Source organism: Bradyrhizobium sp. AZCC 1610, from assembly GCF_036924515.1.
Lineage (GTDB): Bacteria > Pseudomonadota > Alphaproteobacteria > Rhizobiales > Xanthobacteraceae > Bradyrhizobium.
The window spans coordinates 18,029-32,720 of record NZ_JAZHRR010000001.1 but is presented as its reverse complement, the minus strand read 5'-3'; the positions used below and the strand labels follow the sequence as shown (position 1 = coordinate 32,720).

Annotated in this window: 14 protein-coding genes; 10 read left to right on the top strand and 4 right to left on the bottom strand. The window is 64.3% G+C overall.

Annotated features, from left to right (window positions below; all coding sequences use genetic code 11):
- Positions 1-4: 4 nt before the first annotated feature.
- The 3 genes from V1279_RS00130 (at position 5) to V1279_RS00120 (ending at position 1,702) form a co-directional block, all read left to right on the top strand.
- Positions 5-1,051, top strand: coding sequence for a DUF6925 family protein (locus V1279_RS00130; RefSeq protein ID WP_334431424.1), 1,047 nt, complete (start codon positions 5-7; stop codon positions 1,049-1,051).
- A gap of 114 nt (positions 1,052-1,165) precedes the next feature.
- Positions 1,166-1,405 carry a transcriptional regulator gene (locus V1279_RS00125; RefSeq protein ID WP_212420111.1) on the top strand — a complete coding sequence of 80 codons (240 nt, stop codon included), beginning with the start codon at positions 1,166-1,168 and terminating at the stop codon, positions 1,403-1,405.
- A gap of 6 nt (positions 1,406-1,411) precedes the next feature.
- A complete protein-coding gene (locus V1279_RS00120; protein WP_334431423.1) occupies positions 1,412-1,702 on the top strand; it encodes a hypothetical protein in 291 nt (96 codons plus the stop codon).
- Positions 1,703-1,802: 100 nt separating this feature from the next.
- On the opposite strand, the gene V1279_RS00115 is transcribed toward V1279_RS00120, so the two are convergent.
- Entirely contained in the window at positions 1,803-2,045 is a 243-nt protein-coding gene (locus V1279_RS00115; protein WP_334431422.1) for a hypothetical protein, read from the bottom strand.
- A gap of 104 nt (positions 2,046-2,149) precedes the next feature.
- On the opposite strand from V1279_RS00115, the gene V1279_RS00110 reads away from it, so the two are divergent.
- Positions 2,150-2,368 (top strand): hypothetical protein, encoded by a 219-nt coding sequence (locus V1279_RS00110; protein ID WP_334446755.1) that lies wholly within the window; start codon positions 2,150-2,152, stop codon positions 2,366-2,368.
- Positions 2,369-2,430: 62 nt separating this feature from the next.
- On the opposite strand, the gene V1279_RS00105 is transcribed toward V1279_RS00110, so the two are convergent.
- Positions 2,431-3,678, bottom strand: a complete 1,248-nt coding sequence (locus V1279_RS00105) for a hypothetical protein (protein ID WP_334431421.1) — start codon at positions 3,676-3,678, stop codon at positions 2,431-2,433.
- Positions 3,679-3,849: 171 nt separating this feature from the next.
- Between V1279_RS00105 and V1279_RS00100 the strand changes: the two genes are divergently transcribed.
- Together V1279_RS00100 and V1279_RS00095 are read left to right on the top strand one after the other, a co-directional pair.
- Positions 3,850-5,064, top strand: coding sequence for an MFS transporter (locus V1279_RS00100; RefSeq protein ID WP_334431420.1), 1,215 nt, complete (start codon positions 3,850-3,852; stop codon positions 5,062-5,064).
- A gap of 97 nt (positions 5,065-5,161) precedes the next feature.
- Complete coding sequence (locus tag V1279_RS00095; protein ID WP_334431419.1) at positions 5,162-6,904, top strand: N-acyl-D-amino-acid deacylase family protein; 1,743 nt, start codon at positions 5,162-5,164, stop codon at positions 6,902-6,904.
- Between the two features lie 100 nt (positions 6,905-7,004).
- Here V1279_RS00095 and V1279_RS00090 read toward each other — a convergent pair whose 3' ends face one another.
- Positions 7,005-8,291 (bottom strand): MFS transporter, encoded by a 1,287-nt coding sequence (locus V1279_RS00090; RefSeq protein ID WP_334431418.1) that lies wholly within the window; start codon positions 8,289-8,291, stop codon positions 7,005-7,007.
- A gap of 262 nt (positions 8,292-8,553) precedes the next feature.
- Here V1279_RS00090 and V1279_RS00085 point away from each other — a divergent pair, with 262 nt between their 5' ends.
- The 4 genes from V1279_RS00085 to V1279_RS00070 are packed head-to-tail and all read left to right on the top strand — an operon-like array spanning position 8,554 to position 13,198.
- Positions 8,554-9,240, top strand: coding sequence for an ABC transporter ATP-binding protein (locus tag V1279_RS00085; RefSeq protein WP_334446108.1), 687 nt, complete (start codon positions 8,554-8,556; stop codon positions 9,238-9,240).
- Positions 9,237-11,699 carry an ABC transporter permease gene (locus V1279_RS00080; RefSeq protein WP_334431417.1) on the top strand — a complete coding sequence of 821 codons (2,463 nt, stop codon included), beginning with the start codon at positions 9,237-9,239 and terminating at the stop codon, positions 11,697-11,699. The genes V1279_RS00085 and V1279_RS00080 overlap by 4 nt, the downstream gene beginning before the upstream one ends.
- Positions 11,689-12,774, top strand: a complete 1,086-nt coding sequence (locus tag V1279_RS00075) for a lipocalin-like domain-containing protein (RefSeq protein ID WP_334431416.1) — start codon at positions 11,689-11,691, stop codon at positions 12,772-12,774. The genes V1279_RS00080 and V1279_RS00075 overlap by 11 nt, the downstream gene beginning before the upstream one ends.
- Positions 12,775-12,805: 31 nt before the next feature.
- Positions 12,806-13,198 carry an MAPEG family protein gene (locus V1279_RS00070; RefSeq protein ID WP_334431415.1) on the top strand — a complete coding sequence of 131 codons (393 nt, stop codon included), beginning with the start codon at positions 12,806-12,808 and terminating at the stop codon, positions 13,196-13,198.
- A gap of 178 nt (positions 13,199-13,376) precedes the next feature.
- Here the strand turns inward: V1279_RS00070 and V1279_RS00065 are convergent, their stop codons facing one another.
- Positions 13,377-14,570, bottom strand: a complete 1,194-nt coding sequence (locus tag V1279_RS00065) for an ABC transporter substrate-binding protein (RefSeq protein ID WP_334431414.1) — start codon at positions 14,568-14,570, stop codon at positions 13,377-13,379.
- Positions 14,571-14,692: the final 122 nt, after the last annotated feature.

The following is a 14,692-nucleotide window of genomic DNA, read 5'->3' as shown; positions in this document are numbered from 1 at the left end:
AATATTGAGCCATGCCCGAACCGATCCCGCCACGCCGATGGACATGAACGGGTCATCGGCCATCGATCTGCTGCGGCGGGAAATATCCAATCCCGAGACGCAATGGAGCCTCGGCACCTTCGGCGCCATCGCCGAATTTTCGCGCGACCATGGCGAGCCGGTGCGCCTCGTCCAGTCGGCGGAAGTCGTTTCGGCCGTGACGCCGCGTGGCGGCATCGCCCTCAAACCTCATGCTGCGATCCGCCCCTTTGCGTCGGAGGGCATCACCAGGACCGGATGGAATCAAAGGATCGCGCTTTGCCTGCCGCAAGATGATTGCGCCATGAACCAGCGCGTCGCGCTGACCGAGATAGGCCCCGATCATGACGCGCCGCGGGAGGCAGATCGGGATTCCGTTCTGTTCGATCTCGGTCTCGGCGCGCTGCAGGCGGATTTCTGCGTCCGGATCGGCGATCACAGCCTCGCCGCGCGGCTGCGCAAACACTCAGGCCGCGCCGTGTTCGAACCCGGCAATCCCGCCATGGCAATGATCCTCGCGGCCAATCCGCACCGCGTCTTCATCAGCCGGCTCGGCCGCATCGAGGTCTATCAGCCGATCCCGCCGCCATCGGGCAAGAGCCCGGAAGGCCCGCATACGCATGTGCTGCCCCGACTTCTGAAAAGCGGCAGAACACATCCCGCGACCGAGCCGGTCCCTGAAGGTCTCGTTCCCTGCGCACATCTCTATCCGCCGCATCCGGCGCGGGACGGCCTGGGTGAGACCCGGCCGTTCGACGCCACGCACCATCATGCCTTTCAGCGGATGATGGCCGTGTGCGGCGATCCCGTGGAACTTGCGACCAAGCGGCGCGTGATCGATGCGGTGCTTGCCGGCGAGCCGCCCACGGCGGTGGCCGGTGACCGCCACGGCCGGACTGCCGTCCGCATTGCGTTGCGGCAGATGAGGTCGCAGGGACATACGTCAGCGGCGCTGAGCGCCTGGCTTGCGAGCTTCGATCAGGCTACCCCAGACGAGGCCGACGACGAAGCGGCCCTTTATCATGAGGGCTGATTTGACAAGAAAGTGCGCCTTTTTCGACCGAAAATAACATCCTCAGCGCCTCAATCCGTGATAAACCGCCCCAAGACCGCTCGACGATATCTGTCGTGATTTCAGAGGTATGACATGAACGATGAGCCGAAGAGCGCCGCCGAACTGAAAGAAATCCGGCTGAATCGCAAGCGCACCCAGGAAGTCGAAGGCATCAAGGCGATGGCCGAGATCGCGGCCGCCGACGTCGCGATCCGAAAGCGGACCGAGAAATTGCGTGCGCTGCGTCTGGCGAAGGAAGCGGCCGACCGTGAAAACCCGCCGGAACCGGCGGTCAAAAGCAAGGCCAAGACCAAGGCCGCTAAAAAAGGCTGACCTGAAATGACGAAAGAGGATCGTGATCGCGCCCAGGCACGCGCCGACAAGGTGGCAAGGGCAGCTCAAGACGCGAGATCCGGCAAGGCCGAACGCGACGCCAGCGCCAAGTCCGTGCTCGACAATATGGCGAAGCTGAAGGCGTTGCGGCTCGCGCGCGAGGCCGCCGAGCCGCAACGTGCTCCCGCCGCGAAGGCCGCAAAGAAGGCACCTGCCGGCACCAAGCGATCGAACGAGAAGCCGGTGGCCCTGTCCGACTGGCTGGCGAGCCAGCAGAACGGCGGACGGCGAACCTGAGGCCGGACTCTTACGGGTGTCTCGTCATGCCCGGGCGCGAAGCGTGTCTTCGCGCTTGTGGCCCGGCCGCGACGAAAAGTAAAGTCGGATATCCGCAGCGCTACGCCGGCCCCGGCCAATCGATCATCGAACGCGTCTTGTTCTCGGCATCGTAGACCTGAACCTGAAGCATCTGAAACCGGTTCTTCAAGGCCATGCCCACCTCTTCGGCGGCCTCGACCGTGTCGTGATGCGATTTGAAATGACCGTCCACCACCAGCGAGTAACCGGTGGTCGGCGCCTTGTCGGCGCGGATGATTTTGCGCGGCTGCGGTTCGTCCGCCGCAGTGCGGGGCTTCTTCATGCTGGCTCCGTGTGAAGGCCCTTTGGACTGAACGCCGCAAAAAGGGCAGGAAAGTTCTTGTGGTCAGCGCTAACATGCCGGCCAAACGCGATCAGATTGAGATCATGCGGTTACCCCGAATCGGCACGCAGAGCAACGTCGATTCATCCGGCGAAAAAAGGCATCACATGGGCGGAACTGGCAAGAAGAACGTGCCTCCGAAACCGGCGGACGACAAACCGAAGAAGCCGGAACGGATTCCGGTCGAGGACGATGATTACGAGGACGGCGACATCGCCACGCCGAAGCGTGATCGCCACGGCAATGACGATGAGCCGTTGTAGCGCGGCACACCGGATTGTCATCGCCCGGCTTGATGTGCGGACCGGGCGATGACGAGTTGAGGTTAGCCAAACCCCTCCTCCTCAATCATCCGAATGCTCTTCAGATCGAGCAGATGTGCGCCAAATCCACCACGCGCGAGTTGGACCGCTGACTTCGGCGAAGCCAGCAGCAATGCCGCCGTCACCGCCAGCGGCACGGCGCTGATCCAGTCCGCTTCCACCGGCGTGAGTTCTTCGGTGCTGCCGGCATAAGGCCCGCTGTTCGCAAACAGGCGCAGGCACTCCCTGGCAATATCGCGTCGCGTGCCGCCCCGCGCCGCGCATCCAAGCAGCGCCTGCATCGCCAGATGCGTGAGTACGCCCTCGCGGCTTTCCGGCAACGCCGTCGGCGTCTCGGCCAGCGATATCAGAAGCAGGAGCCCGACCAGATCGACACCGGCGCGATACGCGTTCATTGGCTCGACCAGCCGCGGATTGCAATCGATCAGCAACGGCGCGCCACCATCATCGGGCATGATGTAGTCGACCGATAGCGCACCATGCCAATCGAGCGCTTGTCCGACCTTTTCGAGGTGAGCGCGAACGACGGGCCGCCTCACGCTCTGCTTGATCGCTTCGCCGCCGCCAACCCCCGCGGCAACCTGCCGATAGGCATGAAAGCCGACCATTTGGCCGCGGCAAAATGCCGACTGCGCCTTCTCGGTCGTGCCAGCGACAAGGTCTTGCACCAAAATCTCGTCGGCAAATGCATCGCCGGCGCCGAGATCGTGCAGCGCGCTTTCGAGATCGTCGGCATTACGTATGAACCAGATGCCGCGGCTCGCAGTGCCGACCGAAGTTTTGACGACGGCAGGAAATCGGACGGCTTCACGCAATTGCTGCGCCGACGTCACGATTTGCGTCGGCGGCTGCGGCAGGATCAAGCGATCGAGCAGCCGGCTGAAGCCTGCCTTGCTGTGCGCGGTACGGTAGCTCGCGAAACTCGGCAGTGCGAGACCGGCGCGGCCTTCCATGCGCTGCTTCGCCCGGGCAAACAAAAATCCCTGCTCATGCGTCGGCAGCAGAACGTCGAATCTCCCGTCGGCCAGTCGCTGCTCGATGAACGCCAGATAGCCGGCGGGGTCATTCCGCAGTCCGGGGCAACGGTGAAATTTCCGGACGAAGCGCGAGAACCGCGCAAGGCACCACGGCGAGGGATCGCAGATCTCAACGTGATGGCCCGAAAGACCCAGAATCGTAATCGCCTCCCGGGCCGAGGTAGAGGAACCTTCGGAGACAAGCACCCGGAGCGGTTTTGCGGGATCAGGCATGCCGGATCATTGCCGCGCCGGGCCGCCTTTGTCTCCCGATTTAATGATGCAATCGGCGCGTCCCAGCCCTCCGCCGGGGCAGCCATGCAGCGGTATTCATGGACAAATAGCGGCTGGACGATATTTTCGATCTTCGCCGCTGCCGCAAGTGACACGGGATTTTGAGCTGACATGGTCTACATTCTGGCCGCACCGCAACAAGCCAAAGCGGACACTTCGCTGCGTACGCTGGCTGCGATTTCGGCCGCCCATTGGGTCAGCCATTTCCATCTTTTCGTGCTGCCGATGCTGTTTCCGTTCCTGAAGGAGCAACTCGGCGTCGGTTACATCGAGCTCGGTTTCGCATTGACCGTGTTCGGCGTCGTCTCCGGCCTGACGCAGGCGCCGATCGGTTATCTTGCCGACCATATCGGCGCGCGAAAGGTCCTGCTGATCGGCCTCACCGTCGGCGGCCTGGCGCTGATCATGCTCGGCCTGCATCTGAGCTACGTCTCGCTGATCGTCTGCGCCGCCCTGCTCGGCCTCGCCAACAGCGTCTATCACCCGTGCGACTATGCGATCCTGTCGACGCATATGGATGAAGCGCGAATGGGCCGGGCGTTTTCGGTCCACACCTTTGCGGGCTTCCTTGGCGGCGCGGTGGCGCCTGCGATCATGGCCACGCTGGTGGCAACCGTCGGCGGTCTCGGCGCCCTGATCGTGGCCGGCGCGGTCGGCCCCGTTGTGGCACTGCTGTTGATCGCGGTCCGAATTCCCGATGCGAGCTCGGCCGATCGCAAGACCGATGGCGCGCCAACGCCGCAGCTGAGCATCGTCACGCCTGATATCATCGTGCTGACGATCTTCTTCATGCTGCTCGGCCTGTCCAATGCCGGCATCAGCAATTTCGGCGTGGTCGCGCTGATGAGCGGCTATGGCGTGACGTTCTCGGCTGCCAATATCGCGCTGACCGCCTTTCTCGGCGCCAGCGCGGCCGGCGTGCTGGCCGGCGGCTATCTCGCCGACCGCACCCAGCGGCACGGCAATGTCGCCGCGGCGTGTTTTGCCATCAACGCCGTCATCATCACGGTCATTGCGACGATCAACCTGCCGTCGGTCGTGCTGACCGCCGCGATGGGGCTGGCCGGATTCCTCGGCGGCGTCATCGCGCCCTCGCGCGACATGCTGGTCCGCAACGCCGCACCGGCAGGCGCAGCGGGCCGCGCGTTCGGCATCGTCTCCACCGGCTTCAATTTCAGCGGCATCCTCAGCCCGCTATTGTTCGGCTGGATCATGGACCAGAGCCTGCCGCACTGGGTATTCGGCGCGTCCGTCATCTTCATGGTGCTGACGGTCCTGCTGGCGCTGGTTACCGACCGCAAGCCGGCGGAACCCGTCAAGGCGTAACTACCTGCCGATGCATTCCTGAGCCTCATCCCCGGCGGTTGACAGCATCAGACGGCGTCCGATGATGCGCCAACAAAACAGATGCGGGATGGAAGCCATGACCTCGACCCCCGACCTCGTGATCCGCGGCGGCACCATTGCCGATGGCAAGGGTGGCGAATTGTTCGAAGCCGATGTGGCTATCTCCGGCGGCCGCATCACCGAAGTCGGCAAGGTGGCGGGCAAAGGCAAGGAAGAGATCGACGCCAAGGGCAAACTGGTCACGCCGGGCTTCGTCGACGTCCACACCCATTATGACGGCCAGGTCACCTGGAGCCAGGACATCACGCCCTCCTCGCAGAACGGCGTCACGACGGCGATCATGGGCAATTGCGGCGTCGGTTTCGCGCCCTGCCGTCCGGCCGACCATGTCAGGCTGATCCAGTTGATGGAAGGCGTCGAGGACATCCCCGAGCCGGTGTTGAGCGCCGGCATCCCCTGGGCCTGGGAAAGTTTTCCGGATTACATGGAGTGGCTGTCGAAGCGAAATTTCGACATGGATATCGGCGCGCAACTGCCGCACGCGGCGCTGCGTGTGTACGTGATGGGCGAACGCGGCGCGCGGCGCGATCCGTCCACACCTGAAGACAACAAGGCGATGGCGGCGCTGGCTGCTGATGCCGTGCGATCAGGCGCGCTCGGCTTTTCGACGTCGCGCACGCTGAACCACCGCACCTCGACTGGCGACTTCACGCCGACGCTGAAAGCCGGCGAGGATGAACTGACCGCGATTGCGGCTGCGATGCATGCGCAAGGCCGCAGCGTGTTTCAGTTCGTGCTCGATCTCTCCGGCATCGACGAAGACCTGCCGATGATGCTGCGGGTGGCGGAGAACACCAAGATCCCGGTGTCGTTCTCGATCACGCAGAACGACAAGGCGCCGCAGCGCTGGCGCCAGACGCTCGACACCATCAGGGACGCTTCCGCGCGCGGCCTGTCGATCACCGCGCAGATAGCCGCCCGCCCGGTCGGGCTGATGCTCGGTCTGGAATTGTCGCGCAACCCGTTCCAGACTCATCCGAGCTACCAGGCCATCGCGCATCTGTCGCTCGTCGAGCGGCTCGCGCGCCTGCGCCAGCCGGAGGTACGGAAAGCCATCCTGAGCGAACACGCGACCGCGACCGACGATCCGCTGTTCTTCCGGCCGAACTACGACAAGATGTACCTGCTCGGAAACCCGCCGGATTACGAACAGCCGCCGGAAAATACCCTGGGCGCGCAAGCGGCTCGCCAGAGCAAACAGCCGGAAGAACTCGCCTATGACGCGATGCTCACCGACGAAGGCCGCGGCATGCTGTACGTGCCGTTCCTCAATTATGCCGACGGCAATCTCGATGCTATCAGAGAGATGCTGCGCGATCCCAATGCGGTGCCGGGCCTCTCCGACGGCGGCGCACATTGCGGCATCATCTGCGACGCCAGCTTCCCGACCTATCTCCTGACGCACTGGACCCGCGACCGCACCCGCGGCGAAAAGCTGTCGATCCCGTTCGTGGTGGCGGCGCAGTCGCGCAAGACCGCGCTGTCGATCGGGCTCCACGACCGCGGCGTGATCGCACCGGGCTTCAAGGCCGACGTCAACGTGATCGACTATGACCGGCTGCATCTGCATCCACCGAAAGTGCATTACGACCTGCCGGTCGGCGGACGCCGCCTGATGCAGCAGGTCGACGGCTATGAGGCCACCATCGTGTCAGGCATGGTGACGCAGCGCGGCGGCAAGGCCACCGGCGCAAGGCCGGGGCGGCTGGTGCGGGGCGCGCAGGGCGGTAAGCCGCGGATGGACGCGGCGGCGAGTTAGGCGAGAGGCGTAGCCCGGGTGGAGCGAAGCGTAACCCGGGGATCTCACAACCGGATCGACCGGTCCCGGATTGCGCTTCGCTCCATCCGGGCTACGAAACTCACGCGAATTTCGGCTGCACCGTCGCCTGAGCCATCAACCTTTTGCGCTCGGAATTCGGCCAGAGCAGCAAGAGCCCGAGTAGGCCCGACGCCGCCATCACCACCGCATTGATGGTGAAGCCGGTCATGTAGCCGTCGAGCGGCACCGCCGCGTTCTGGATCACGACGCCCATCACCGAAGGGGCAATCATCCCCGCCAGCGTATAGATCGCGCCATAGATTGCGAGTACGGCGCCGCGCTGCTGGACCGGCGTGAATTCGCCGAGCATCGGCGGGCAGACGACATAGATCGAGCCGCAGAGCCCGGAGCCGACCACGAGGAATGCGATCTGCCATCCCGCGCCGTTGACGTGCGGCAGCACCGCGAGGATCAACCCGCCGACGATCAGCGGCACCGAGCCGAGCACGCCGCGAGCGCCGCGCGTGGTGTATCCGCGCGTCAGCATCACCTGCGAAATCCATCCTGTCAGCAGTACGATAGTGGCGCCGAATACCCAGGGCAGCACTGAAATCCAGCCTGCATCCTTTTGCGAAAAGCCGAGTCCCTTGACGATGAACGGCGTGAACCAGGTCAACCCGAGCGACAGCGCCCAATAGGCCCCGAAGGTCGCAGCGCAGCAGCCGATGAACGTCCGCGAGGTCAGGAGCTGGAAATAGGGAACGCGCGGATCGGCTGCGGCCATCGCGACCGTCTGCACCAACGGTCCCTCCTTGCCCATCACCAGCCACGCCACGACCCACATTAGGCCGACCACGCCAAGCGCGCCGAAAGCGTAGTGCCAGCTATGATTGACGATGATCCAGTTCAGCGCCGGCACCGCGAGGATCACGCCGAATGCGGAGCCCTGCGAGAGAATGGCGGTGGGCAGCGTCCGCTTCTCGTCGGGAAACCATTTGTAGACGGCATGCGCCGCCACCGCGAAGGCTGGCCCCTCACCGGCACCGAGGATAATGCGGCAGATCACGAGCGTGGTGAAACTGACGGTGCCGACCATCGGAAACTGCGCCACCGACCAGATCACCGCCATCGCGAGCAGCACCCAGCGGGTGTCGACGCGGTTGACAATGAAGCCGACGACGATGGCCGAGATCGAAAACAGGAAGAAGAACGAGGAGCCGAGCAGGCCGAACTGTTCCGGTGAGAGTTTCAGTTCGTCCATGATCGGCGCACCGGCGAGGCCCACCACGATCTTGTCGGCAAAGTTCACCAGCATGAACAGGAACAGCAGGAAAGTGATTTTCCAGGCGCCCTTCGGCGTCCCATCGGGCGTCGGTTGCGCGGTCATGGCTGGCTTCCCCGTCTAACTTTGCAGGCTCTGTAAGATCGGCCGGTTTCAATGCTACAAGGGCGGTCGCGGGCAACGCAACCGGGATTTTCCTGCAGATGCCTGCTTGCGCAACTGCCGGCTGCGGCGACAGGCGCACGCCACAACCGGATCACGATCACGTCGCGGCGCGATTGAGGCCGTGATCCGGGGCGCCCGCCCTGATATGTTGCATGCTATCACGTCAGGGGATTTTCATGGTCAGATCGGTCCATCGTCGCGCATGACCAACGGCAATCCCAGCGTGACCGGTCGTGTGCTTCACGTCGCCGGCCTGACCAAGAGCTACCGTACCGCCGGCGAAGAGGTCGCGGTGCTGCGCGGGGTGAACCTGACGGTCGCCGCGGGCGAGAGCGTCGCGCTGACGGGTGAATCCGGTAGCGGCAAGAGCACGCTCTTGCACCTGATTGCAGGGCTCGATGCCGCCGATGGCGGCGAGATCAGGCTGGCCGACGCACAGGTCTGCGAACTCAACGATGCCGGGCGCGCGGAATTGCGCCGCGACCGGCTCGGCCTGGTGTTTCAGCAATTCAACCTGATTCCGAGTCTCACGGTGGAAGACAACCTCACTTTCCAGTCGCGCATTGCCGGCCGTCACGACGCGGCCTGGCACCACGAACTGGTGGAGCGGCTCGGGCTCGGCAATTTCCTCAAGCGCTATCCCGAGCAATTGTCCGGCGGCCAGCAACAACGCGTCGCGATCGGCCGGGCATTGGCCGTAAAGCCGCTGCTGCTGCTGGCAGACGAGCCGACCGGCAATCTCGACGAGGACACAGCGGACGAGGTGCTGGCGCTGGCGCGCGATCTGGTGACGCGCAGCGGCTGCGGTTTTCTGATGGTGACCCACAGCGAGCGGCTTGCCGCCACGCTCGACCGGCGGGTCAACCTCCATGCCGGCGTGATCGCGTGAAGCGCGCGCTGTGGACGCTGGCCGTATTGCTGAGCCATTGGCGGCGGCATCCGATGCAGCTTGCGACCTTGCTGATCGGATTGATCTCGGCGACCGCGCTGTGGAGCGGCGTGCAGGCGCTCAATCAGCAGGCGCGCACCTCCTACGATCGCGCCGCCGCCACGTTTGGCGGGACGCGCACCGCCATGCTGGTCGCCCGCAGCGGCGCAAGCTTTCCGCAAAAACTCTTCGTCGACTTGCGCCGCGCCGGCTGGCCGGTCTCGCCGGTACTCGAAGGCCGGGTCCAGATCGAGGGACGCTCGTTCCGTCTATTGGGCATCGAACCGGTGACGCTGCCCGCGGAAGTCGGCAACGCTCCCACAATTGGCAAAGCCGGCCTGCTGTCCTTCATGATACCGCCGGGCGCGATGCTGGTGGCGCCGGAAACGCTTTCCGATCTCAATCTCGCGGAAGGCGCCCGTCCCCAGGCCAATGGCGGCGCATGGCTGCCGCCGCTCCGCGTGCAGCCGAACCTGGTGCCCGGCGTATTGGTCGTCGACATCGGCGTCGCGCAGGGCCTGCTCAGGATGCCGGATCAGCTCTCGCGCCTCCTGATCGGCAAGACGGCGGGCAGGCGTGCTACCCTTGAAAGCATCGCCGGTGACATGCTTCGCCTGATCGAACCCGATGCAGAGACCGACCTCGAACGCCTCACCGACAGTTTTCACCTGAACCTGACCGCGTTCGGCTTTCTGTCATTCTTTGTCGGACTCTTTATCGTCAATTCGGCGATCGGGCTTGCGTTCGAACAACGGTTGCCGGTGCTGCGCACCTTGCGCGCCTGCGGCGTCTCGGCGCGGATGCTCAACGGCGTGCTGGTGCTTGAGCTGGTATCGCTGGCGCTGGTCGCGGGGCTGATTGGCCTCGTGTGCGGTTACTTCATCGCCGGCGCGTTGCTGCCCGACGTCGCCGCCTCCTTGCGCGGGCTCTATGGCGCGCAGATTCCGGGACACCTGACGCTCAAGCCGCAATGGTGGATCGCGGGTGTCGCCATCAGCATAACAGGCGCGCTCGCTGCCGCCGCCGCCAGCCTGACCAAGGCGCTGCGGCTGCCGCTGCTCGCCACCGCCCAGCCTTTTGCCTGGCAACAGGCGCAGCGGCGCTGGCTGACTTACCAGAGCGCGCTGGCGCTCGCAGCGTTCATCGCCGCGGCATGCTTTCTCTGGTTCGGCGATTCCCTGATTTCAGGCTTTGCCGTGCTTGCGGCGCTGATGCTCGGCGCCGCGCTGATCCTGCCGATGTTTCTGGAATTCATGCTGTCGCTTGGTCAGCGCTATGCGCGAGCCCCGCTCGTCGTCTGGTTTTGGGCGGACAGCCGTCAGCAACTATCCGGGCTGTCGCTCGCCTTGATGGCGCTGTTGCTTGCACTGTCGGTCAATGTCGGCGTCTCCACCATGGTCGAGAGCTTCAGCCGCACGTTCATGGTCTGGCTCGACGGGCGGCTGGCAGCGGATGTCTATGTCAATGCCGCCAACGACGCACAGGCCACCGAGATCAAGGCGTGGCTGCGCGAGCGTCCCGAGGTCGAGGCGGTCCTGCCCGGCGGCCGCGCCGATACGCAATTGGCGGGCGCGCCGATCGAGGTACTGGGCCTGCCCGATCACGCCACCTATCGCGACAACTGGCCACTGCTGCAATCGGCGGACAATGCCTGGATCAAGCTTCGTCCCGGCAATGCGGCGCTCGTCAGCGAACAACTGGCGCGGCGCATGCACCTTTCGGTCGGCGACCGCATCGAGGTATCAGCGTCAGGCGGAAACTGGACCCTCGACGTGGTCGGCATCTATGCCGATTACGGCAACCCCAAGGGCCAGATCGCGGTGAACTTCGCCGCGCTGACGCGGCGCTTTCCGGAAATTCCGCTGACGCGCATGGGATTGCGGGTCGCCTCGCCAAAGATACCAGCATTGATCTCGGCACTGCAGGAAAAATTCGCGCTCGACGAGCGCAATGTCGCCGATCAGGCGACGATGAAGGCGGAATCGACGCGGATCTTCAACCGCACCTTTGCGGTGACCGCCGCGCTGAACGCCTTCACGCTCGGGGTAGCCGGCATCGCGCTGTTGACGAGCCTGCTGACGCTTGCCAATTCGAGGCTACCGCAACTGGCGCCGCTATGGGCGATCGGCATCACGCGGCGGCGGCTCGCGGTCATCGAACTTCTGAAGACGATGTCAGTGGCGCTGATCACCACCATCTTCGCGCTTCCGCTCGGTCTGCTGGTTGCGTGGTGTCTGCTTGCGATCGTCAACGTCAAGGCGTTCGGCTGGCGGTTGCCGTTTCATGTCTTCCCGCTACAACTGCTGTGGCTCACTGGCGTCGCGATGGCGGCCGCGCTCGCCGCTGCGGCGCTTCCCGTCATCAGGCTGGCGCGCATGCAGCCGACGAGCCTGATCAGGATCTTCGCCAATGAACGGTAGCGGCCCGATCACCCGCCGCGGCTTCATTGGCGGCACGCTCCTCGCGGGGCTCAGTGGCAAGGCGCTCGCGCAGGGCTTCGCCGGACTTGGTGAAAGCGCCGATGGATTTGCGCCGGTCGTGCCCGGCAGGACATTCGCATTTCCCGCCGACCACGGGCCACATCCGGAGTTTCGCATCGAATGGTGGTATGTGACGGCCAATCTCGCCGACGCGCGCGGCACAGCCTACGGCGCTCAATGGACGCTGTTTCGCCAGGCGATCGCGGCGGGCGGCGCGCAGGAGGGCTGGGCCAACCAGCAGATCTGGATGGGCCATGCTGCCGTCACGCGCGCCGATACCCATCGCTTTGGCCAGGCGTTCGCGCGCGGCGGGGTCGGCCAGGCCGGCGTCGACGCAAGACCGTTTCACGCCTGGATCGATGCCTGGGAGATGCGCGGGCTCGGTCCGGTGAACGACGACAATATCGCACCCCTTGAACTGAAAGCATCGGGCGCCGATTTCAGCTATGCGCTGCGCCTCGATGCGGATCGGCCGCTGGTGCTGCAAGGCGACGGCGGCTACAGCCGCAAATCGCTGCGCGAACAGGCCTCCTATTATTACAGCCAGCCGCATTATACGGCGACGGGCATTCTTACCATCGACGACGCGCCTGTCGACGTCACCGGGATGGCGTGGCTCGATCGCGAGTGGAGCAGCCAGCCGCTGGCCTCCGATCAAAGCGGATGGGACTGGCTCTCGCTGCATTTCAACGCCGGCGACAAATTGATGCTGTACCGGATGCGCCAGACCGACGGCCAGCATTACGGCTCCGGCAAATGGATCGCGCCAGACGGCACGGCCGAGACACTCGGCTCCGAGGACATCGCCATGACCCCGCTGACCGTCACGGAGATCGAGGGACGAAAGATCCCGACGGCATGGCGCATCGCGATTGCGAAAATGGCGCTTGCGATCGAATGCAGGCCGCTCAATCCGAGAAGCTGGATGGGCACGAGCTTTCCCTATTGGGAAGGCCCGATCCGCTTTGCAGGCAGCCACACCGGGGTGGGCTATCTGGAAATGACGGGCTATTAAGCACCCGCACGAAACAGGGAGAATTTCCGCGATGTATCACTTCACCGCGCTCGTCACCTTGCTGGCGATCCTGGTCTACTTCTACTCGTCCATTCTGGTCTCGCAGGCTCGCGGCAAGTTCGGCGTCAAGCTGCCGGCCATTTCGGGCAATCCGGATTTCGAGCGCGTGTTTCGCGCGCAGATGAACACGCTGGAGTGGCTGCCGATCTTCCTGCCGTCGCTGTGGCTGTTCGCGATCTATATCGGCGATGGCATCGCGGCCGGGATCGGGCTGGTCTGGGTGATCGGCCGCATTCTCTACGTGTTCGGCTATGCCAGGTCGGTCAAGGACCGCGGCCCGGGTTTCGCGATCCAGGCGCTGGCGGCGATCGCGCTCTGGGTGGGAGCGATCGGCGCGATTGTGTGGCGGCTGGTGCAGGCGTGAGGCGCGTGCGAATGCCCGCCACGTTCCCCGGATGCTGCGCAGCGCTCTCGGGATCGCGGTTCGCGCGACTCCGGCGGTGCGCTGCTAATCCGGGGTCCATATCTGCAACAGTGGGCCCCGGCTCTGCGGTGCACCGTCGAGGAGACGCTGCACCGCGTCCGGGGCACGACAGTCAGTATCACTTCACCAGCGGGCAGCCGGAATCCTTCGCTGCCGGAAACGCTTTGTCGCCGGGCACGACAGCGAGCTGCTTGTAGTAGTCCCACGGCTTCTTCGACTCCTGTGGCTTCTTGACCTCGAACAGGTAGAGGTCGTGCACCATGCGGCCGTTTTCCAGCACCTTACCGCCCTGCGCGAAGTCGTCGTCCACCGGAAGCTCCTTCAGCTTCTTGGCGACCGCCTCGGTGTCCTTGGTGCCTGCCGCCTTGACCGCCTTCAGATATTGCAAGGTCGCCGAATAGGTGCCGGCCTGGATCATGTTCGGCATGCGGCCGGTACGCTTGAAGAAGCGTTCGGCGAGGTTTCGGCTCCTGGCGTCGCGGTCCCAGTAGTAGCCTTCCGTCAGCACCAGGCCCTGCGCGGCCTCAAGCCCGAGGCCATGGACTTCGGCCAGCGTCAGCAGCAGGCCGGCCAGCTTCTGGCCGCTCTTGACGATGCCGAATTCGGCCGCCTGCTTGATCGAATTGGTGGTATCGAGGCCGGCATTGGCGAGGCCGATGATCTTGGCTTTCGAGCTCTGCGCCTGCAGCAGGAACGACGAGAAGTCCGACGAGTTCAGGGGAATGCGGACCGCGCCGAGCACCTTGCCGCCCTTGGCCCTGACGTAGTCGCCGGTGTCCTTTTCCAGCGCATGGCCGAACGCGTAGTCCGCGGTCATGAAGAACCAGCTATCGCCGCCGGATTCCACCAGCGCGCCGCCGGTGCCGTAGGCGAGCGCGTGGGTATCGTAGGCCCAATGAAACCCGTAAGGCTGGCATGAATCTCCGGTGAGACGCGAGGTCGCCGCACCCACGACGATGTCGATCTTCTTCTTTTCCTTCGAAAGCTCGTGAATTGCGAGCGCGACCGAGGAGGTGGTCAGCTCCGTGATCATGTCGACGCCTTCGACCTCATACCAGCGCCGTGCAATGGCGGTGCCGAGATCCGGCTTGTTCTGGTGATCGGCGGAAATGACCTCGATCTTGTGGCCCAGCACCTCGCCGCCGAAATCCTCGACCGCCATCTTGGCGGCCTCGAAGGACCACTTGCCGCCGTAATCGGCGTAGACCCCGGACTGGTCGTTCAGAATGCCGATCTTGACACCCTGCGCCGAAGCCGGCGCGGCGAGCAAAAGACCACCCACCGCAACGGCCGCCAACAATGCCGACTTCATCTTTTTCTCCTGGAAGTTTCTATCAGAGAGTTTTGCCAACAGTACTTAATAACCCCGCGACTGCCCACCCGGTTCAGATGAGCCAAAAGTATCGGGACTTGCGATGCGGTGCACGATGGCGT

Bases quoted from the DNA above. Each gene is read 5' to 3' on its own strand.
- V1279_RS00110 (WP_334446755.1), top strand. From the start codon at position 2,150: ATGCGGTTACCCCGAATCGGCACGCAGAGCAACGTCGATTCATCCGGC.
- V1279_RS00100 (WP_334431420.1), top strand. From the start codon at position 3,850: ATGGTCTACATTCTGGCCGCACCGCAACAAGCCAAAGCGGACACTTCG.
- V1279_RS00115 (WP_334431422.1), bottom strand. From the start codon at position 2,045: ATGAAGAAGCCCCGCACTGCGGCGGACGAACCGCAGCCGCGCAAAATC.
- V1279_RS00125 (WP_212420111.1), top strand. From the start codon at position 1,166: ATGAACGATGAGCCGAAGAGCGCCGCCGAACTGAAAGAAATCCGGCTG.
- V1279_RS00120 (WP_334431423.1), top strand. From the start codon at position 1,412: ATGACGAAAGAGGATCGTGATCGCGCCCAGGCACGCGCCGACAAGGTG.
- V1279_RS00070 (WP_334431415.1), top strand. From the start codon at position 12,806: ATGTATCACTTCACCGCGCTCGTCACCTTGCTGGCGATCCTGGTCTAC.
- V1279_RS00085 (WP_334446108.1), top strand. From the start codon at position 8,554: ATGACCAACGGCAATCCCAGCGTGACCGGTCGTGTGCTTCACGTCGCC.
- V1279_RS00075 (WP_334431416.1), top strand. From the start codon at position 11,689: ATGAACGGTAGCGGCCCGATCACCCGCCGCGGCTTCATTGGCGGCACG.
- V1279_RS00090 (WP_334431418.1), bottom strand. From the start codon at position 8,291: ATGACCGCGCAACCGACGCCCGATGGGACGCCGAAGGGCGCCTGGAAA.
- V1279_RS00095 (WP_334431419.1), top strand. From the start codon at position 5,162: ATGACCTCGACCCCCGACCTCGTGATCCGCGGCGGCACCATTGCCGAT.
- V1279_RS00065 (WP_334431414.1), bottom strand. From the start codon at position 14,570: ATGAAGTCGGCATTGTTGGCGGCCGTTGCGGTGGGTGGTCTTTTGCTC.
- V1279_RS00105 (WP_334431421.1), bottom strand. From the start codon at position 3,678: ATGCCTGATCCCGCAAAACCGCTCCGGGTGCTTGTCTCCGAAGGTTCC.